The 16,697-nt window shown below is 71.7% G+C and carries 15 protein-coding genes; 3 read left to right on the top strand and 12 right to left on the bottom strand.

Annotated features, from left to right (window positions below; all coding sequences use genetic code 11):
- Nucleotides 1-171 precede the first annotated feature (171 nt).
- The 12 genes from ACH4ZA_RS37815 to eccB all read right to left on the bottom strand — a co-directional run bounded on the left by ACH4ZA_RS37815 (nt 172) and on the right by eccB (nt 10,210).
- A complete protein-coding gene (locus ACH4ZA_RS37815; protein WP_398433584.1) occupies nt 172-699 on the bottom strand; it encodes a hypothetical protein in 528 nt (175 codons plus the stop codon).
- A complete protein-coding gene (locus ACH4ZA_RS37820; protein ID WP_398433585.1) occupies nt 677-1,951 on the bottom strand; it encodes a WXG100 family type VII secretion target in 1,275 nt (424 codons plus the stop codon). The genes ACH4ZA_RS37815 and ACH4ZA_RS37820 overlap by 23 nt, the downstream gene beginning before the upstream one ends.
- Nucleotides 1,951-2,253, bottom strand: a complete 303-nt coding sequence (locus tag ACH4ZA_RS37825; RefSeq protein WP_319280836.1) for a DUF6317 family protein — start codon at nt 2,251-2,253, stop codon at nt 1,951-1,953. Before ACH4ZA_RS37825 ends, ACH4ZA_RS37820 begins: the two co-directional genes overlap by 1 nt.
- Entirely contained in the window at nt 2,253-2,783 is a 531-nt protein-coding gene (locus ACH4ZA_RS37830) for a hypothetical protein (protein WP_398433586.1), read from the bottom strand. The genes ACH4ZA_RS37825 and ACH4ZA_RS37830 overlap by 1 nt, the downstream gene beginning before the upstream one ends.
- Before the next feature lie 186 nt (nt 2,784-2,969).
- Entirely contained in the window at nt 2,970-3,665 is a 696-nt protein-coding gene (locus ACH4ZA_RS37835; protein WP_398433587.1) for a contact-dependent growth inhibition system immunity protein, read from the bottom strand.
- A gap of 36 nt (nt 3,666-3,701) precedes the next feature.
- Complete coding sequence (locus tag ACH4ZA_RS37840) at nt 3,702-4,001, bottom strand: RNase A-like domain-containing protein (RefSeq protein ID WP_398433588.1); 300 nt, start codon at nt 3,999-4,001, stop codon at nt 3,702-3,704.
- Nucleotides 4,002-4,074: 73 nt separating this feature from the next.
- Nucleotides 4,075-4,638 carry a hypothetical protein gene (locus ACH4ZA_RS37845; protein ID WP_398433589.1) on the bottom strand — a complete coding sequence of 188 codons (564 nt, stop codon included), beginning with the start codon at nt 4,636-4,638 and terminating at the stop codon, nt 4,075-4,077.
- Between the two features lie 17 nt (nt 4,639-4,655).
- Nucleotides 4,656-6,281 carry an RNase A-like domain-containing protein gene (locus tag ACH4ZA_RS37850; RefSeq protein ID WP_398433590.1) on the bottom strand — a complete coding sequence of 542 codons (1,626 nt, stop codon included), beginning with the start codon at nt 6,279-6,281 and terminating at the stop codon, nt 4,656-4,658.
- Nucleotides 6,282-6,406: 125 nt separating this feature from the next.
- The gene (locus ACH4ZA_RS37855) at nt 6,407-6,724 is read right to left on the bottom strand and encodes a WXG100 family type VII secretion target (protein ID WP_398433591.1); all 318 of its coding nucleotides are present in this window, start codon (nt 6,722-6,724) and stop codon (nt 6,407-6,409) included.
- Between the two features lie 52 nt (nt 6,725-6,776).
- Nucleotides 6,777-7,199, bottom strand: coding sequence for a WXG100 family type VII secretion target (locus ACH4ZA_RS37860; protein WP_398433592.1), 423 nt, complete (start codon nt 7,197-7,199; stop codon nt 6,777-6,779).
- 126 nt (nt 7,200-7,325) lie between these two features.
- On the bottom strand, nt 7,326-8,669 hold the full coding sequence (gene mycP / locus ACH4ZA_RS37865) for a type VII secretion-associated serine protease mycosin (RefSeq protein ID WP_398433593.1): 1,344 nt from the start codon (nt 8,667-8,669) through the stop codon (nt 7,326-7,328).
- A 14-nt stretch (nt 8,670-8,683) separates the two neighbouring features.
- Nucleotides 8,684-10,210, bottom strand: coding sequence for a type VII secretion protein EccB (gene eccB / locus ACH4ZA_RS37870; protein ID WP_398433594.1), 1,527 nt, complete (start codon nt 10,208-10,210; stop codon nt 8,684-8,686).
- Nucleotides 10,211-10,417: 207 nt separating this feature from the next.
- On the opposite strand from eccB, the gene eccE reads away from it, so the two are divergent.
- The 3 genes from eccE (at nt 10,418) to ACH4ZA_RS37885 (ending at nt 16,525) form a co-directional block, all read left to right on the top strand.
- Nucleotides 10,418-11,740 (top strand): type VII secretion protein EccE, encoded by a 1,323-nt coding sequence (eccE, locus tag ACH4ZA_RS37875; RefSeq protein ID WP_398433595.1) that lies wholly within the window; start codon nt 10,418-10,420, stop codon nt 11,738-11,740.
- Nucleotides 11,737-12,516 carry a hypothetical protein gene (locus ACH4ZA_RS37880; RefSeq protein ID WP_319280816.1) on the top strand — a complete coding sequence of 260 codons (780 nt, stop codon included), beginning with the start codon at nt 11,737-11,739 and terminating at the stop codon, nt 12,514-12,516. The genes eccE and ACH4ZA_RS37880 overlap by 4 nt, the downstream gene beginning before the upstream one ends.
- A gap of 388 nt (nt 12,517-12,904) precedes the next feature.
- Nucleotides 12,905-16,525 carry an SCO5717 family growth-regulating ATPase gene (locus tag ACH4ZA_RS37885; protein WP_398433596.1) on the top strand — a complete coding sequence of 1,207 codons (3,621 nt, stop codon included), beginning with the start codon at nt 12,905-12,907 and terminating at the stop codon, nt 16,523-16,525.
- Nucleotides 16,526-16,697: the final 172 nt, after the last annotated feature.

The raw sequence follows: 16,697 nt of genomic DNA on the forward strand, positions 1-16,697 counted from the left end.
CAGCCCATCTCCCCGTTTTCCGCTGCCCGTCCTGAGCAGCTCACTCCGCGCCTCTCACGTGTTCATGACCGCAACACGACCACTCTAACGACCTCCTCTGACAGTCCCAACTGCCATATGCAACAACCCTGCTACCGCTCCTTGGGCACACCACCTATTCTTCGCAGAACGTCACATCCTCTGCGCCATCCAGCGGCGGGCACCGACTTCGCTGGGGTACTCGCGGACGGTGAGCCACGCCATGAGCCAGCCGACGATGTACGCGGCGAACGCCGGCAAGACGGGGGCAGCGAGGAGGACGAGACCTCGACCGGCGGCGATCCGGCCGGGGGTGCGCCCGTCGTGGTCGCTCTTGGCCAGGCGGGTCTGCTCGGGAGTGGGCGGGTTCAGCAGAGCTTCCCGGTGACCCCGGCGCTGCTTGAGCCAGCCCCAGGGCAGAGCCACACACGACGCCGCCGCCTGGACCCAGTCGGCGACGGTGCGCGCGGTCGGCGTCCACTCGCTGGTGAAGCCCCGGTAGAGGCTGACCGCGAAGAAGCAGACCGCGGCCATCACCATGAGCAGGAAGAAGGTGGTGCGGGCGCGGCACAGCCAGTAGAGCGTCCCGCGCTCGTACCAGGTAGTGCCGAGCTTCGGCAGCGCCGGAATGGGAACGGGTGTTTTCTGGACAGAAGCCTTAGAAGAGGCCCGTGACGCCATTCCAGATGTCCTTCCCGAGGCGTACGACGTCGCCTTCCGTCTCCGTGGCGACGTTTCCGGCACCGTGCAGCACGCCGCCGACCACCCCGTGGTCGTGGATGTCCTCGCTCCAGTGCTCGTGGAACGTGTGGTCCAGCACGTCGGTCGCGAGGATCGTCGTCCCCACGCCGACCACGGCGACCGCCGCCGCGCCCTCGACCGGCAGGGCGGCCACTACGCCCGCTCCGACGGCGAGTCCGCCGAGTGCCACTCCGCCGTCGACGACCACGGAGCGCTGCCAGGACCAGCCCTTGTCGTGGTCGTCCTTGGCCTCCACCAGGCCGCAGGCGGCGGCCGCCGCGACGTCCAGCACCGGGATCTCCCTGAGGAACTCGGGGAGTTCGGCGACTCCTTTGCCGAGGCGCAGGGCGTCCGCCGCGTCCGCCAGCTTGACGTTGAGGGCGCGGTCGTAGGGCAGGGCCGTGCTCCCGTGGTCGGCACGGGCTATGGCGTTCTCGAGGGAGTCGACCTGGGTCACCGCGTCCCGGTAGGCGCTCTTGGCGGGGAGATCGTCCGGCAGCGCGCGGCCGGCTTTCTGGAAGACCTTGCGCTCCGCACGCAGTCCCTTCTTCGCGGCCCGTTCCTCGGCCCTGGCGTCGTCGATCAGTGCGCGGGCCTTCTTGCCGCCGGCCCGGGCGTCCTCGGCGTCGTAGGCGTAGAGGCCGCGCAGGGCGTCCGCGATGGTGATCTTGTCTCCGGTCGAGACCGGTGCCGTCACCTGCGCGTAGAGGCCGCGCAGGCCGTCCGCAGCGACGAGACGGGCGTGCTGGGCGGTGTGCAGAATCTCGTTGCGGACCTTGCCGTACTCGACGAGGGCGGCGATCGTCTTCTGATCGTCGGAGCTGGGCGGATCCGCCGTGAGGATCTCCAGCGGGACACCCTTCGCTCCCATGGGTACGCCCTTGCCCGTCGCGACGTGCTCAGCGTTCTGCAACGCCGTCTCGCAGGCCGTGAGCGCGCCGACGAGCGTGTCGAGGATGCCGCCCACGCTGTGCACGAGGGTGGCGAAAGCGCCTGCCGTCAGAGCGTCCTCGCTCCAGGTGGCGCGGAAGGTCTCGGCCGCCTCGCCCTTCCAGGCGGCGTCGCCCACCAGGGCCTCGACGGCGCGGCTGACGGGGGTGATGACGTCGTCGAGCTTGTCCTTGGCGTTCTTGTACGTCTCCGCCATCGTGCGCAGTCCGCCGATGTCGCCGCCGACCCAGCTGTCGGTCATCAGCCGTCCTCCGCCATCAGGTCCTCGAAGAGTCCGTGCACGTCGATGTCGTGTCGTCGGAAGGAGTCGCGGGCGTAGGTCACCTTGTCGCCGTGGTCGTCGAGGCGGTCGGCGAAGCCGATGTGCAGGGCGACGATGAGGTCGGCGACCTCTTTGAGCGCGTGGTCGAGGCCGGCGTCGCCGCCGCCGACGAGGGGCGGGGCGACGTCGGCGTGCAGCTTGCGGTAGTTGACGGCCTCGTCGTGGAAGGTCCTGGACATCGAGGTGAGGTCGCCGAGGACGGCCTTGAAGTCGGGCGGCATCAGCGCACCTCCCGTGCGTAGGCGGCCAGGTCGTCCGGCTGCCAGTTGTGCCTTCCGGGGGCGACCCGTGGGTCGAGGAGGACCGTCGCGTCGTACGCGCCGACGGCTTCGGCCAGGGGGCCGATCGAGGTGGCCACCCAGGGCTGGGCCTCGCCGAGCGCGGCGACGAGCCGGTCGCGGGTGGTGAAGGCGAAGGCCACGGTTCCGGTCCCCATCCCTGCCGTCGGGTGGTCGAAGAGTTCGTACGCGATGAAGGGCACGCGGACCGGGTGGCCGTCCGCGTCCGCAGCGTCGGCGTACCGGGGGTGGGCCGGGACGAACACGGGGGTGTGGTAGGCGGGGACGCCGGGCTCGGGGCTCGGGGACGCGGGCCGGGTTGCTCCGGGCCCTGCGGCCTCGGCGTATTCGAGAAGGCGCGATCTGCCCTGCCCCGGCTCAGGCTCCGGCGTCCGCGGAGGCGTCGGGTCCGCCCCTGTGGGCTGCGCTGCGGGCGGCTCTGCCTCGATGTAGTCGAGGAGGCGTGAAGGCATGGGTGTGCCCACCGCGGTCTCCTGTTCCCCGTGAACCTGCGGATGATGTGGCGGCACCACCGTAGCCAGCCTGCTTTCGGGCAAGTCCGGCTATTTCAGGTCGGCAGGGTCGGAGCATGCGGAACGCATACAGGTGTTTGGCCGTGGCCAGATCAGCGCTTTACCGCGAAATGACCTGGTCGTCCGTCAGGGCGCTTCTGTCGCCGCACCGGGGCCGTAGTCGGCGCGCGGCGTACTCAGTCGGCCCGCGACGAGCGCGAGCCAACCGCTGGGAGCGTAGGGGGCGGGCGGGTCGACCTCCATGCCCAACTCGGCGACGGCCAGGGCGTAGTCGGGCTCGTCCAGGTCGAGGGCGAGAAGTTCGTGCAGTTCGCCGACCAGGCGGGCCGTGAGGTGCGGGTCGGTGTGCGAACGGTAGTCGTCGACGGCCGCGTCGTGGTCGTCGAACTCGTCCGGCATGTCCTGCGAGAACCAGCCGCCGAGGAACTGGCCCAGTTCCGGAAAGCGGGCGTGCCACTCCCAGTGGGTGGCGGGAACGGCGGGCGGCGGGGCCTCGCCCTGCTCGACGCTGTGCCGGAGGTGGTCGGCCAGGCAGTACAGCCACTGCTGGATCTCGGCTTCGGGCAGGCCGACGTCCGGGACGGCGTAGAACTCGCCCAGGCGGAGCCGGAGTCGGCCCGGCGGGTTGTCGGCGTACTCGCGAAGTTGGCGTTCCGCCACGGCCAGGGCCCAGGGGCGGGTGTGCCAGGTCTGACGTAGGTAGGCGGTCAGGGCGAGACTCGGCTCTTCGGGGGTGTCGTCCGCCGGTTGGCCGGCGTAGGCGCGGATCACCTGGTCCAACTCGCCGTATCGGCGGTCGTGTTCGAGGGGGCTCAGGGGCACGGTGGGCAGCCTCTACGGGTTTCTGTTACTGGGTTCCTACAGGTACACGGGGAAGGTCGCGTGCACGGCGAAGCCGTGCGGGCGGCTTGCGTCCCGCTTCAGGACTACACGGGCGGCGCGCACGTCCACGGGCTCCCGGCCGGCCAGCATCATCGCCTGCAGCAGCACTCGGCCGATCGGTTCGGGCCGCGAGGGCCATGACGCCTCGATGGTCAGGCGCGGGCGCGTGGACCCGGCGAGCCAGCGGTGGATGATCTGCTCGTTGGCGGTGACGACCTGCTGGGTGGCCCACTGGGCGGTCTCGCGGTCGGGGTAGGTGGCAGTGCGGGTGCGCAAGTGCTGGGCTCCATCAGACGGGGGTGAACGAACAGAGAACGCCAACCTGTTCGGACGAACGACTCACGTCGCATCATCGGAATGACCAGACCATCCCCACTTCCGTCTCCGAAACAAGGACCAAACCGAAGTCGAACGTGCGCACAGAAAAGGGGTACCAGCGAGAAACCCGCTGGTAGTAGTCACGCGCATCGCTACCATGTCCGGTGTTGGCATAGAAGTGCGATCCTTCAGGAAAGCGCGACAGAATGACATGAGCATTCGCTTCGAGTTCCTCCCGGCGCTCCTCGAAATCCGGCTCCTTTGTGACATCGATCCAGGGGGTGGAAAGGGCAACAAGGAATCGCAAGGCCTGAGAGCGCGGAATCTCGTGCAGATAGGGCTTCCAGGAGTCCTCCGTCGCAACGGCCTCTGGGGGCATGACGAACGGATAGGTCGGTTCGTCGAGCCTTTCGAGTTCACCCTCCCACATGTCCACCGTGCGCCAACCGCGGGCGTCGCGGGTGTCACCGCGCATCAGGGTGGACAGGTCGATCACCCAGTTCTCATGCTCCCGGCTCGTCGTCCTGGCGATGGTCGCCCGCCGCTCATACATGTCAATCGCATCGGACCACGAACGCTCATCGAGGTCGGCCATCGCTGACTCCTCACTCGTCATTGGGGCATGGATGTCAAGACCACGAACGGCGGGTCCAGGTTCGGTTCGTACTTCAGCACGGACAGAACGCCGTAAGCGTCCCGTGGCGGCGTCGCCCGATCGTTCACCACCGGCGCCGTACGTCCGGTCACCGTCGACATTCCCTGCAATCCCGAGGATACCGAATTCACCGAGAATTCTTGTTTTTCTCCCGGTGTCGGAGGCGGGGGACCCGTCAGCCATTTTTCGATTTCTGCCGTATTGGTCCGAATATTATACTGAGTGTAATGTTGGGCCGAATCGAGGTCGGTGAAGGACGAAGCCGCCGGAATATCGACCTTGCCCGCTCCGTTCGCCTCGTCCCGCAAGCGTCGGGTCAGCTGGGGGTCAGTCAGACCGACGTGTTTGTCGATACTGTGGCCCCCGTACAGTTCCTCCTCGGTGACCAGGTCTATGGAGTACTTGTACGGGATCTGGTTCTCGGTCCGCTGCCAGCTGTGCTCCTTCTTGAAGTCGTTCAAGGAGCGGGCTCCGTACGCCGCCGCGCGCGCCGCCTCCGCTCGGAACGTGGGCACGCTGAGGAGCGCCTCATCCAGCTCGACCTCCAGTGCCAGCAGCTTGGTGGCGGCGTCGCTGAACTCCTGGTGGTATTTCGCGACCGCAGCGTCAGCGGCGGCCTTGTCCATGTGCGAGCGGAAAGTCAGTACGATCTCGCCGAAGGCCATTGTCGCCGCGAGCCGGGTCATCTCCCCCAGGTCGAGGCCTGTGGTGAGATCCTTGGCCGTCGCCTTCGCGGCCTCCTGACCGAGCCGGGTCGTCGTCTCCGCGGTCTTGACGCGCACGTCGGCCAGGTGGTCGAGGGTCTCCTGCACCGTGTTGGCGGTCTGGCGGAGAATCTCGATGATGGGCCGCTGCTTCGCAGGCACTACATTGCGATTGGTCTTCCAACTACGGCCCATGGAAGCCCGGTTGCCCTGGGCGTCATAGGTCCTGCCCCATTCGGTGGTGCCCCAGATGGTCTGGCAGAACGCCTTCATCGCGCCCTGCCACTCGTCGTTGCCTTTGTTGTTGGTGATGAACTTGATGGCGCTGTTGAAGTCGTCCGACGCCGCCTTGGCGTCCTTCTCGACTGCACGCCAGGCCGTGGCCATGCCCTTGAGCTCTTCGTCCCTGGCACCCGGAGTGATCTCGTGCATCGTGCCGAGGTTGAGGCCGTGCTCGATCGCAGGCCGGATGACGTCGGCCAGAAAGTCGGGGATCTCTCCGAGCATCCCGGAGATGTCCCAGGAGTCCGCGTCCTCACCGGTGCCGGACCACTTGATGTCGTTGACCGGGCCGTACCGGGGCGGCTTGTCGATGACGGCAGGCGGAGGCTTCTCCACCGGCGGCGGGCCATACATCTTGCGGGCGTGCCAGTCGGCCTGGGTGTATTTGTTGGCCGTGTCCGTCAGACCGACGGCGACCCCGCCCACGCTGACCACGCTCTTCGCCCAGAGCTCCAGGAACTTCTCGTTCACCGACTTATACACCGAAGAGAAGGAGTCCGCGCCCCAGCCGGTTCCCGCCGACTGGCTGTACTGGTTCAGCGCCTCGACGAGCGCCGTGGCACCTTTGTCGTAGTCGAATTGCCCGTCACGCACCACTAGCGCTGTGTAGTGCAGATGCTGAGGCTGAACGTCGAATCCACCTCCGCTCGACTTGGGTGAGCGGGTCCGGGCTTGCGCCCTCTCCTGAGCGCGCTCCTCGTCCGTGGGTCGCCGCTCGGCCATCAGGCCGCTCCCCAACCCCGCAGCACCGCCAGGTGGGCCGCTGCGTAATTCGTGTGGCCCGTGGTCACATACTCGTGCAGCCACTTCTGGGCGGCTTGCAGGTCCTGGGCGGAGCGGTCCCACTCGTCGAGCTTGTCGACGAAGACCTCCCTGGTCTCGCCCTGCCACGACAGCACGACGGGCACGACCCGGTCGTAGAGGTCGTCCAGCTTGGCGTTGAGCTTCTTGAGGACGTCCTCCAGATCGGCGGCCACCTCTTCGAGGGTGGCGAAGGAAACAGATATGTGCTCGTCGTCGGATGCGGCGCCGGTCGACATGATCCCCCTTTGATCGTCTCAGCAACTGCTTTTCCGGAGGGCTCGGGGCGGCTTACAAGGCGTCGAGGCTGCTGCGCGGCGACGGGGCCGGCGGCGGCTCGGTGTTCGGGGTCGACAGGCGGGCGACCTCGCTGTCGACGTCCACCTGGATCTGCCGCATGTGGGCGAGCACTTCGAGGTCGTCCTGGGAGAAGCCGTCGCGGCTCAGCCGTACCGCCTCCTCCAGGAGTTTCATCACTTCACGGATGCGTACGGCGTCCTCGGCCGCCGCGCGGTGGAAGTCGCGGTACGCCGATGCCGCCGGGCCTCGCCAGCCCGCCTCGATGCGGTCGACGATCGCGTCCATGCGCTGCACCTGTTTGTCCAGGTGATCCTGCATGTCGTCGAGGTCACCGGCGAGTTTGGTGAGATCCGTCGCGGAGACCCGCAGATTCGGGCCGCTCCCCTGCCCCGAGCCGGGTCCGGGCACGCCCATGGCCGACCTCCGTCCCCCTGCACATCGGCATCACAAGTCGCTTGCTGTTGCGATGATCTTATAAGTCCGTGCCGCCTGCATGCCTCAACTTGCCCCGTGGTCACGTGCGTCCGCTGTTCTGCGCCGCTACTCCGCTCCCGCCGGTCGGCGGGAGCGTCTGCGGGCGTCTCGGATGGCCACCGCCGTGCCGGTGAGGCCGGCGACGAGGACGGCCGCGGCGACGGTGACGTAGGTGGCGAGGCGCGTGTTGCGTTCGTCGGGGGTCTCGCCGATCTGGAATCTGGCGGGGGACGGCGCCTCGGCCCTGCCCAGGCCGCCCGCGGGGCTCGGCGACTCGATGGGACGGTCGTCCTCCGTCAGGGCGCGGACCGGGTCGACGACGCCCCAGCCGACCAGGCGGTCGTGGCCCGCGATGGTGCGCTCCGCGGTCTGCTCGATCTGGGCGACGATCTCGCGCGCGGTCCAGTCCGGGTGCCGCGCCTTGAGCAGCGCGGCCACGCCCGCCACGTACGGCGCGGAGAAGCTCGTCCCGTTGTCGGAGCAGTGGCCGCCCTGGGGCACCGTGGAGATCATGTCGACGCCGGGGGCGGCGACGCCGACGAAGTCGCCGGACTGGGAGAAGGAGGCGCGCTCGTTGTTGCGGTCGGAGGCGGCCACCGCGAGGACGCCCTCGTAGGAGGCGGGGTACGTCTCCTTGACGTTGCCGCCGAGGCCATCGTTGCCCGCCGACGCCACGACGACGATCTTGCGGGCCAGCGCCTCGTCGATCGCCTTCTCCAGGTCGGGGGACGGCTTCAGCGCGTTGGAGGTGTCCTGCGAGATGTTGATGACCCCGGCCCCGGCCTGTGCGGCGTACCGGATCGCCCGGGCGAGGGACTTGGTGTCTCCGTGGCCCTCGGCGTCGTTCTGCTGGATCGGGATGATCGTCGCTTCGGGGGCCAGGCCCACGAAGCCGGTTCCTTCGCGGGGGCGGGCCGCGATGATGCCGGCGACCTTGGTGCCGTGGCCGACGGTGTCCGTCGTGCCGTTCTCGTTGCCGCGCTCGATCGGGTCGCCGTCCTCTTCCTTGAGGTTCTTCGGCAGGAGGTTGCGGCCGGCCTTCACGTCCACCGCGCGGGCGAGCTGCGGGTTCTTGACGTCCACGCCCGTGTCGATGACGGCCACGCGGACGCCCTTGCCCCTGGAGCGGCTCCACAGCTCGTCCAGCAGGACCCGCTGCAGGGACCAGGGGCGGCCCGGGTAGTCGCCGTTGGGGAAGGCGCACTGGTCGGAGTAGGGCAGCTTGCCCGCCGCCGGCGCGGCCGCCGCGGGGGGCGCGAGGACGGTGGCGGTCGTGAGGAGGGCGGCGGCGGTCGCGAGCGTCGTGCGCAGCGCCCATGTCGCGGACGGAAGCGGCGTCCTGCGCGCGGCCGTCGTCGTGCGCGGGGCGGGACGGGGGCCCGGCCCGCCCTTCGTCGTACGAGGCGCCATGGCCGTCTCCCTTCTCACGAGCCCTGGGGCTGGCGGGCCGCCGCCGTCGACAGGCGGGGGCCGGTGGGCAGGAACTCCGACCAGGCGGCCGGGATGGGCGCCGGGTCGACGTCCTTGTAACCCAGCAGGGTCTGGGCCTGCTTGGCCTCCTGTTGCTGCTTCTCGCGCTGCTCGGGGGTGGTGCCGATGCCCGCGTCGTCGGTCGCGCTGTCGCCGTTGGACTGCAGGACGTAGCGCAGTCCCGTGTCGGTGACGAGGAAGACCGGGCCGGCCTTGGTCTCCTCGCCCTGGAACTGGCGGTAGAGCTGGCCGGAGCCGGGCGTGACGTAGGCGCTGGAGGAGCCCGTGGGCAGCTTGGCCGGGAAGTCGTCGCCGGCCCAGGTGCTCAGGGTCGTGGCGCCCGACCCCGCGTTCACGCCCCTCAGGACCGTGCAGATCGTGCTGCGGCTCCCGGCTGCCGAGGACGCCTCGTTGACCGGCACGGGACTCCCCGTCGGCCAGCGGTGCTCGGTGCCGAAGGGGCCGCCCGGCACGATCGCGCCGGGGCTCATCTCGCGGGCGTGGCCTGCCTGGCCGAGCGGGGCCAGTTCCTTGCTGAACAGCAGCAGCTGGGCGACGAACGCGGACACGGGAGCGACCCGGCCCTGCAACACCACGTAGTACTGGTCCTTGTGGTTGTCGGACGCCTTCAGCACCATGCCGATCTTGTTCTCGTCCTCGCCCAGCTGGCCGGGCGCGGCGGCCGCGGAGCCCGGCTGTCCGGGGACGTCCGGGAAGGCGATCGGATCGCCCTGGTGCAGGGTCGCCAGCCATTCCGCGGAGACCCGTTGCGGCTGCCGGCCGGAGCCGACCACCGCGCGCAGCAGCAACTCGTCGCCGCCGCCCACCGGATACGCCGTGCCGGCCGCGTCCACGACGAAGCGCTTGCCGTCCGGGCCCGCCACATAGAGCAGTTGGCCGCCGTGCAGGCGCTCCGAGCCCTCGGTGGCCCCCTTCTCACGGGAGGCCAGCACCAGCGCGGCCTTCTGGACCGAGGCGCCGCCTCCGGCCCCCGGCCGCTCGCAGACCGCCCAGCGCTTGGCGGTGCCCGCCTCGGACGCGGAGGGCAGCCGGTCGGGCGCGTACGGGATGCCGACGGTCACGCCGTGCGGAACCTTGCCGCTGTCGAGGACGGACTCCGAGACGGTCACCACGTCGCCCTGTCCCTCCTCGAGGAGGAGTTTCGCGGAGGCCATGTTAAGGACCGGGTGCAGCTGGACCTCCTTGCCGGTCCGCAGGACGACGTAGCGGGTGGTCGACTTGCTGGCGACGATCACCTTGGCGTTGGGCTCGTCCCAGCCCTTGGGGGCGGTCGGCTTGAACATGCCCCACGCGCCGAAGACGGCCATCACGATCACCCCGACCACGATGCCGGGCAGGATGCCGCGCAGCGGTCGCGGCGCCCCCTCCTCCGAGCCGTCGGGCGACGACTGGAGGAAGGCCGCGAGCATCCTGCGCTTCGCGAAGGTGTAGGCGTTGAGCTGGTCCCGCCGAGATGCCATCTGTGCTCGTCACTCCCCGTTTTCCGGCCGATCCGCGCGATCTGCCGCGCGGGCGGGCCCGGTTCCCCGTCTCCGATGTCAGAGCGGCCACCTACTATGCCCGGTAGCCCTGGGGACTCGGGGAGCGGGTAGGGTTCCTGGGCCGTCGAGTGCCGTGTGCGGTGCTGGAACACGGGCGATTCGTGAACGGAACGGGGAGATGGAGTGATGGCTTCGGGAACGGGCGTGCGCTCCGCCGGCCGGTCGCGGAACCGGGGCTCCGCGCCCACCGGTCCGCAGCCGCCCGAGCGGGGCGGCGGCTCGTCGGCGTCCGGGACGCCGCACCTCAGGGCGCGCACCGCGCAAGGCGGGGCATTCCGGTTGCAACGCCTCGTCCTGCTGGAGATCGCGGCGGCGGCGGTGGTCGTCGGCTGGGTGGCCGGGCCCGTGGCGCTGATCGCGGCGGCGGTCGTCGCCGTCGCGCTGGTGGTCCTCGCCTTCGCCCGTCGCCGCGGCCGCTCGCTGCCCGAATGGCTGGCCACCGCGCGGGCGTTGAAGGCGCGCCGGCGTCGGGCCGACCGGCTCGGGATACCGCCCGGCACGGAACCGGGGTTCGGTCCTGCCGTGGAGTGCGATCCGGGCCTGCGCACCTACACGTACGGCGGACGCGACCGGCGGCCGGTCGGACTCGTCGGGGACGGCACCTTCGTCACCGCCGTCCTGCAGGTGCAGGCGGACGCGACCGCGTTGCGGGCCGAGCGGGACCGGCAGCCACTGCCCCTCGCACTGGTGGCGGACGCCCTCGAAGTGGACGGCATCGTCCTGGAGTCGGCGCAGATCGTGCTGCACACCCAGCCCGCGCCCGCCCTGCACCTGCCCCGGCAGTCGGTGGCGGTGGCCAACTACGCGCCGCTGCAGGAGCAGACGGGAGCGCCGGCGGTGCGGATCACCTGGATCGCGCTGAAACTGGATCCCGAGCTGTGTCCGGAGGCCGTCGCGGTCCGCGGGGGCGGCCTGACCGGTGCTCAGAAGTGCGTCGTGCGGGCGGCGGACCATCTCGCGAGCCGGCTGACCGGCGCCGGGTTCCGGGCGACCGTCCTCGACGAGGAGGAGCTGACCGCCGCGGTCGCCACGTCGGCCTGCGCCAACCCGCTGGTCACGGCCGAGGCCGGCCGGACGGGGCAGCTGGAGCGGCGGACCGAGGAGACCGGCCGCAGCTGGCGGTGCGACAACCGCCGCCACACCACGTACTGGTTGCGCCGCTGGCCCGCGCTGGGCGGCGCCGGCCCGTCGCTGCCGCAGTTCGTCGCCCTGGTGACGGCCGTTCCCGCGCTCGCCACCACCTTCAGTGTCACGCTCGCGCGCGGTGACCGGCAGGAGGTTTCCCTCTCCGGACACATCCGGGTGACCGGGCGCAGTGACGACGAACTCGTGGCGGCCCGGCGCGCGGTGCAGGGCGCGGCCCGGCACACCGGCGCGGGCCTCGCCCGCCTCGACCGGGAGCAGGTGCCCGGCATGCTCGCGACGCTGCCCCTCGGAGGTGCTCGATGACGGCGACGACGACAGCGCACGGACCCACCGCCTCCGGCGACCCGGAGCCGCCCGCGGGCCGGTCCGGACGCCGGTCGCCGCGCAGTGGCTTCGGCCTCCTCGGGCCACGGCACGGCCGCCACTCGGCGTCCCTGGAGCAATTGTCGGCGCTCGCCCTGCCCATCGGTGACGACGGTGTCGTGATCGGTGTGGACGCCGAGGGGCGGCCGGCCGTGCTGGGGATCAACCGGCCCACGCCGTACGACGTCGTCCTCATCGGCGGCCTGTGGACGGCGCAGGTGCTGGCGCTGAGGGCGGCGGCCACCGGGGCGCGGGTGGCCGTGGAGACGGGGCGACCGCAGGCCTGGGTGCAGATGGTGCACGCGATGGGCGGCGGACAGAACGGGCTGGCGGTGTACGAGGTCGGCCGGGTGCCCCCTCAGGGCGCATCGGCGGGCACGCCCGCGCTGGTGGTGCGGGACTGCGGCATGCGCCCGCCGCGCGGACGGGTCGCCTCCGGGCCCTGGCAGTCCGTGCTGACCCTTCTGCCGTACCTGAGCCCGGTCGCACCCCGGCTGATCCGGCAGGCCCGGCTCGTGGGCGTCCAGCGGATCTCGCCGGACGAGGCGACGGAACTCGGCCGTGCCCTCGCACTGCCCCCACGTGACGTGGAAGCCCTGCCCGCCCTCGCCGACGGCTTCACGCTGTGGTGCGGCGACCGGGACCGGCAGTACGTGATGACCCAGCCCACCGACGCGGAGATCGGCCTGCTGGGCACACCGAGACGGATCGACTGAGGCCGCCGCCGCTCTGCCCCACCGCGCGGCACCCGAGGCGGTTCGGGCACCGCATGGCGGTTCGGGCACCGCATGGCGGTTCAGGCTCTACCCGGGCCAGTCCGGGCACCACTTGGGACAGTTCGGGTACTTCGGTCATCACGGCTGATTTACCCGGCTGCCTGACGTGCCCGCGCGCCCCCTCTGACGGTCCGTGACGTGACGGACCGGTGCCGAGGGGTGGGCGGGCCTGCCGGGACGGGCCGTTCGGTGATTAGGCTGGTACGGGGCGCGGGGCCGGAAACCGTGGGGTGGACGTCGGCGTCCCCGGGGGAGGGCCCGCACATCCGACGACGTCAGACGGCCGCGAACCCACATCGGACGACAGACATGGTCGCTTGGGCACGGCATGAGGGTGCTCGACCAATCAGGAGGAACTGTGAGCAGCGATCGGGACGGCATCCGCGGGGGCTGGGCCACACCCGGCGATGACCAGCCCGACGCGGAATCCTCCGTGGAGGCGACGGGCGAGTTCACCATCGACTACGCGCCGCCGGCTTGGTACACGCAGAACGCGGGCGGCGGTTCGGCACCGGGTGCGACGCCCGCACCCGGGACGCCTGCCGCTCCCCCTGCGGCGCCGGCGCCCGGAGCCCCTGGCGGTCCGGGCGGCCAGGGCAGTGCGGGTGCTCCGGGCGGTGCGGGTGCTCCGGCCGCTCCGCCTGCTCCGATGGCGCCGTTCGCGGCCGCCCCGCCTCCGCCGCCCGGCGCGCCCACGGCCCCTCCCGCGCCGGCCGGTCCCACCGGTGCCGCGGAGCCGGTGAATCCCGCCGGTCCGGTCGCGCCCGGCGGTCCGGTGACCCCTGCGACTCCGGTGCCCGCCGCAGGTCCGGTGGCTCCCGCCGTGCCCTTCGCCGCAGAACCGGCCCCCGTGCCGGGCGTTCCGCCGGGCGGTGGTTTCGAACCGCATCCCCACGCCCAGCCGCGACCACTGCCCCAACCCCAGCCCCAGCCCCAGCCCCAGGCCCATTTTCAGCCGCAGCCCCTGGGACAGCCGGGTGCGCCTTGGGGGGCTCCGGGCGCGGGCGCCGACGCAGTGGCCCCAGCGGAGGGCGACGCAGGCAACGGCGACCTGGAGAGCGGCGCCACCATGCGCTTCTCCTCGGCCGCTCTCCGGCGTGACATCGCGGAACAGGCCGCCACCGCGCAGCCGGAACACGAGAACCCCGCGGCCACGGACGACGGCGCCTTTGCCGAGGACACGGGATCACCTGCCGACGCCACGGCTCCCGCCGGTGCCGTCCAGGCGCCCGTCGAGCCCCTCGGGTCCGACGAGCAGGCCGACTCCCCCGAGCCGTCGACGAATCCCTCCCCAGAGCTCTCCCCGGTGTCCGAGGGCGCCGAGGCGACCGCCTCCACGGATGCGGCGGACGCGGACGGTGACACCGCCGCCGATGCGGAAACCCCGGCCGAAGCCGAGACGAAGGCGGAGCCGGAGCCGGAGTCACAGCCCCAGCCCCAGGCACCGGCACAGGCGGACGCTACGGCCGGAGCCCAGCCCGCAGTCGCCCCCGGAACCGGCCCCCAGGCCCAGCCCGAGGGCCCGGACGCCGACGGCGTGACGGAGCCGACGCCCGAAAGCCCCGCCGCCGGCGTCGCCGCCACCACCCCGGAAGATGCCGCCGAGCCGCAGGGCAGCGTCGCTCGGAACGACGCTCCCGCTCCCCAGGACCCCGCTCCCGCCGCCCCGGCGGCGTGGACTCCTCCGCCGCCCCCGCACGGCGAACTGCCGCCGCTGCCGCCGTCGTACGAGCCCGCGGCGCCTGCCGCGGCGGCCCAGTGGCCGGCACAGCCGCAGCCCGCCGAGGCCGCGGCTCAGACCCCGGCCGGCTGGAACCCGGCGGCCCAGCAGCCGGCGCCGGTCGCACCGCAGCCCGGTTACGGCTTCCCGCAGCCGCCCGCGCCGCAGGCCCCGGCCGCGCCGCACGCTCCGGCCCCGCAGCCCCAGCCCCCGCAGCCGGGGTACGGCTTTCCGCAGCCCGGCGTCGCCCCCGCCCCGAACCCGCCCGGAGTACCCGGCGGTTACGGCTTCCCACAGCAGCATGCCGACCCGGCGATGCCTCCAGCCGCACCGCAGCCGTACCCGACGCCGCCTGCCGCTCCCGGCGGTTACGGCTTCCCCCAGCCGCCCGCGCCGCAGGCCCCACAGCCGCAGGTTGCCCAGGCCCCCCAGGCGCCGCCCGGGTTCCCGCAGCCCGGGACTCCGCAGCCGGGCGATGGACAGCCCCCGGCGGCCGGCGGTCAGGACTTCCCGCCGACGGGACCGCACGGCTTCCCGCAGCCGCCCGCGCCACAGGCCCCCGGCGCTCCCGGCTTCGCCGGACCGCAGCCGCACCCGACGCCTCAGCCGACGCCGCCTGCCGCTCCGGGTGCCCCCGGCGCCTACGGCTTCCCGCAGCAGCCCGCGCCACAGGCTCCGCAGGCCCCACATGCCTCGCAGGCCGAACAGCCGCAGGCCCCGCAGGCTCCTCAGCAGCCGGTCGACCCCCGGGCCGGGGCCGCCTGGCCACAGCCGATCCAGCACGACCAGCGGCAGCCGGTCAACCCTGGTGCCGCGCCGCTGGGTTACACGGCCGCCGTGGAGCTGTCGTCCGACCGGCTGCTCAACAACAAGAAGCAGAAGGCCAAGAGCGGCCGGCCGACCGCCTCGTCCTCCCGCTTCAAGCTCGGCGGCAAGAAGGAGGAGGCGGAGCGGCAGCGCAAGCTGGAGCTGATCCGCACGCCGGTGCTGTCGTGCTACCGGATCGCCGTCATCAGTCTCAAGGGCGGCGTGGGCAAGACCACGACCACCACCGCGCTCGGCGCCACGCTGGCCACCGAACGCCAGGACAAGATTCTGGCGATCGACGCCAACCCGGACGCCGGTACGCTCGGCCGACGGGTGCGCCGGGAGACGGGGGCGACGATCCGGGACCTCGTCCAGGCGATCCCGTACCTCAACTCGTACATGGACATCAGGCGGTTCACCTCCCAGGCGCCGTCCGGCCTGGAGATCATCGCCAACGACGTCGACCCGGCGGTGTCCACGGCCTTCAACGACGAGGACTACCGGCGCGCGATCGAGGTGCTGGGCAACCAGTACCCGATCATCCTCACCGACTCCGGCACCGGTCTGCTCTACAGCGCGATGCGCGGTGTGCTCGACCTGGCCGACCAGCTCATCATCATCTCCACACCGTCCGTGGACGGCGCGAGCAGCGCCAGCACGACGCTGGACTGGCTGTCCGCGCACGGGTACGCCGAGCTCGTCTCGCGGTCCCTCACGGTGATCTCCGGGGTCCGCGAGACCGGCAAGATGATCAAGGTGGACGACATCGTGTCGCACTTCGAGACCCGTTGCCGCGGTGTCGTCGTCGTGCCGTTCGACGAGCACCTCGCCGCGGGCGCGGAGGTGGACCTCGACATGATGCGACCGAAGGTGCGCGAGGCCTACTTCAACCTCACGGCGTTGGTCGCGGAGGACTTCATCCGCCACCAGCAGCGTCAGGGGCTGTGGACCAACGACGGCAACCCGCCCCCGGTGGCCGCCCCGCCCATGCCCGGACAGCCCATGCCCGGACAGCCGATGCCGGGTCAGCCGATGCCGGGTCAGCCGATGCCCGGACAACCCGTGCCGGGTCAGCCGTATCCGTCCCAGGCGGGCTATGCGTACCCGCCGCAGGCGCCCCAGCCCGGTCAGCCGTACCCGCAGCAGGGCCCGCCCCAGGGGCAGCCGCCGGCCCAGCCGTACCCTCAGCAGCCCGGTCAACCCGGCCAGCCGTATCCGCCGCAGCAGCAACCGCACCCGGGCCAGGCGTTCTACGGCCAGCCCCAGCCCCAGCAGCCGCAGCCGCAGCCGCACCCTCAGCAACCGCAGCCCGGCTATCCCCCGGCCGGCTACGGCTACCCGCAGCAGCCGGAGCAGACCGAGCAGCCGCAGTACCCCCAGGCTCCCGAAGCGCCGCAAGCGCCCCAGCCGCCGCAGCAGTAGCAGGAGGAGCGGGAGCAGGAGAAGTACTCAGCGCCCGAAACGGCGGGGGGGGGGGGGGGGGGGGCGGGGGACCCCCCCCCCCCCCCCCCCGGCCCCGCCGGGCCCCCCCCCCCCCCGCGCCCCGGGACAGGCCCGGGGAAAGGGGGGGCAGCGGCAGGAACGAGGGGGGCCC

The sequence above is a fragment of the Streptomyces sp. NPDC020597 genome (assembly GCF_044335095.1).
GTDB lineage: Bacteria > Actinomycetota > Actinomycetes > Streptomycetales > Streptomycetaceae > Streptomyces.

What these genes read in the sequence shown, in the direction of transcription:
- ACH4ZA_RS37825 (WP_319280836.1), bottom strand. Translation starts at nt 2,253, where the DNA reads ATGCCGCCCGACTTCAAGGCCGTCCTCGGCGACCTCACCTCGATGTCC.
- eccB (WP_398433594.1), bottom strand. Translation starts at nt 10,210, where the DNA reads ATGGCATCTCGGCGGGACCAGCTCAACGCCTACACCTTCGCGAAGCGC.
- ACH4ZA_RS37830 (WP_398433586.1), bottom strand. Translation starts at nt 2,783, where the DNA reads ATGCCTTCACGCCTCCTCGACTACATCGAGGCAGAGCCGCCCGCAGCG.
- ACH4ZA_RS37820 (WP_398433585.1), bottom strand. Translation starts at nt 1,951, where the DNA reads ATGACCGACAGCTGGGTCGGCGGCGACATCGGCGGACTGCGCACGATG.
- mycP (WP_398433593.1), bottom strand. Translation starts at nt 8,669, where the DNA reads ATGGCGCCTCGTACGACGAAGGGCGGGCCGGGCCCCCGTCCCGCCCCG.
- ACH4ZA_RS37845 (WP_398433589.1), bottom strand. Translation starts at nt 4,638, where the DNA reads ATGGCCGACCTCGATGAGCGTTCGTGGTCCGATGCGATTGACATGTAT.
- eccE (WP_398433595.1), top strand. Translation starts at nt 10,418, where the DNA reads ATGGCTTCGGGAACGGGCGTGCGCTCCGCCGGCCGGTCGCGGAACCGG.
- ACH4ZA_RS37855 (WP_398433591.1), bottom strand. Translation starts at nt 6,724, where the DNA reads ATGTCGACCGGCGCCGCATCCGACGACGAGCACATATCTGTTTCCTTC.
- ACH4ZA_RS37885 (WP_398433596.1), top strand. Translation starts at nt 12,905, where the DNA reads ATGAGGGTGCTCGACCAATCAGGAGGAACTGTGAGCAGCGATCGGGAC.
- ACH4ZA_RS37880 (WP_319280816.1), top strand. Translation starts at nt 11,737, where the DNA reads ATGACGGCGACGACGACAGCGCACGGACCCACCGCCTCCGGCGACCCG.
- ACH4ZA_RS37860 (WP_398433592.1), bottom strand. Translation starts at nt 7,199, where the DNA reads ATGGGCGTGCCCGGACCCGGCTCGGGGCAGGGGAGCGGCCCGAATCTG.
- ACH4ZA_RS37815 (WP_398433584.1), bottom strand. Translation starts at nt 699, where the DNA reads ATGGCGTCACGGGCCTCTTCTAAGGCTTCTGTCCAGAAAACACCCGTT.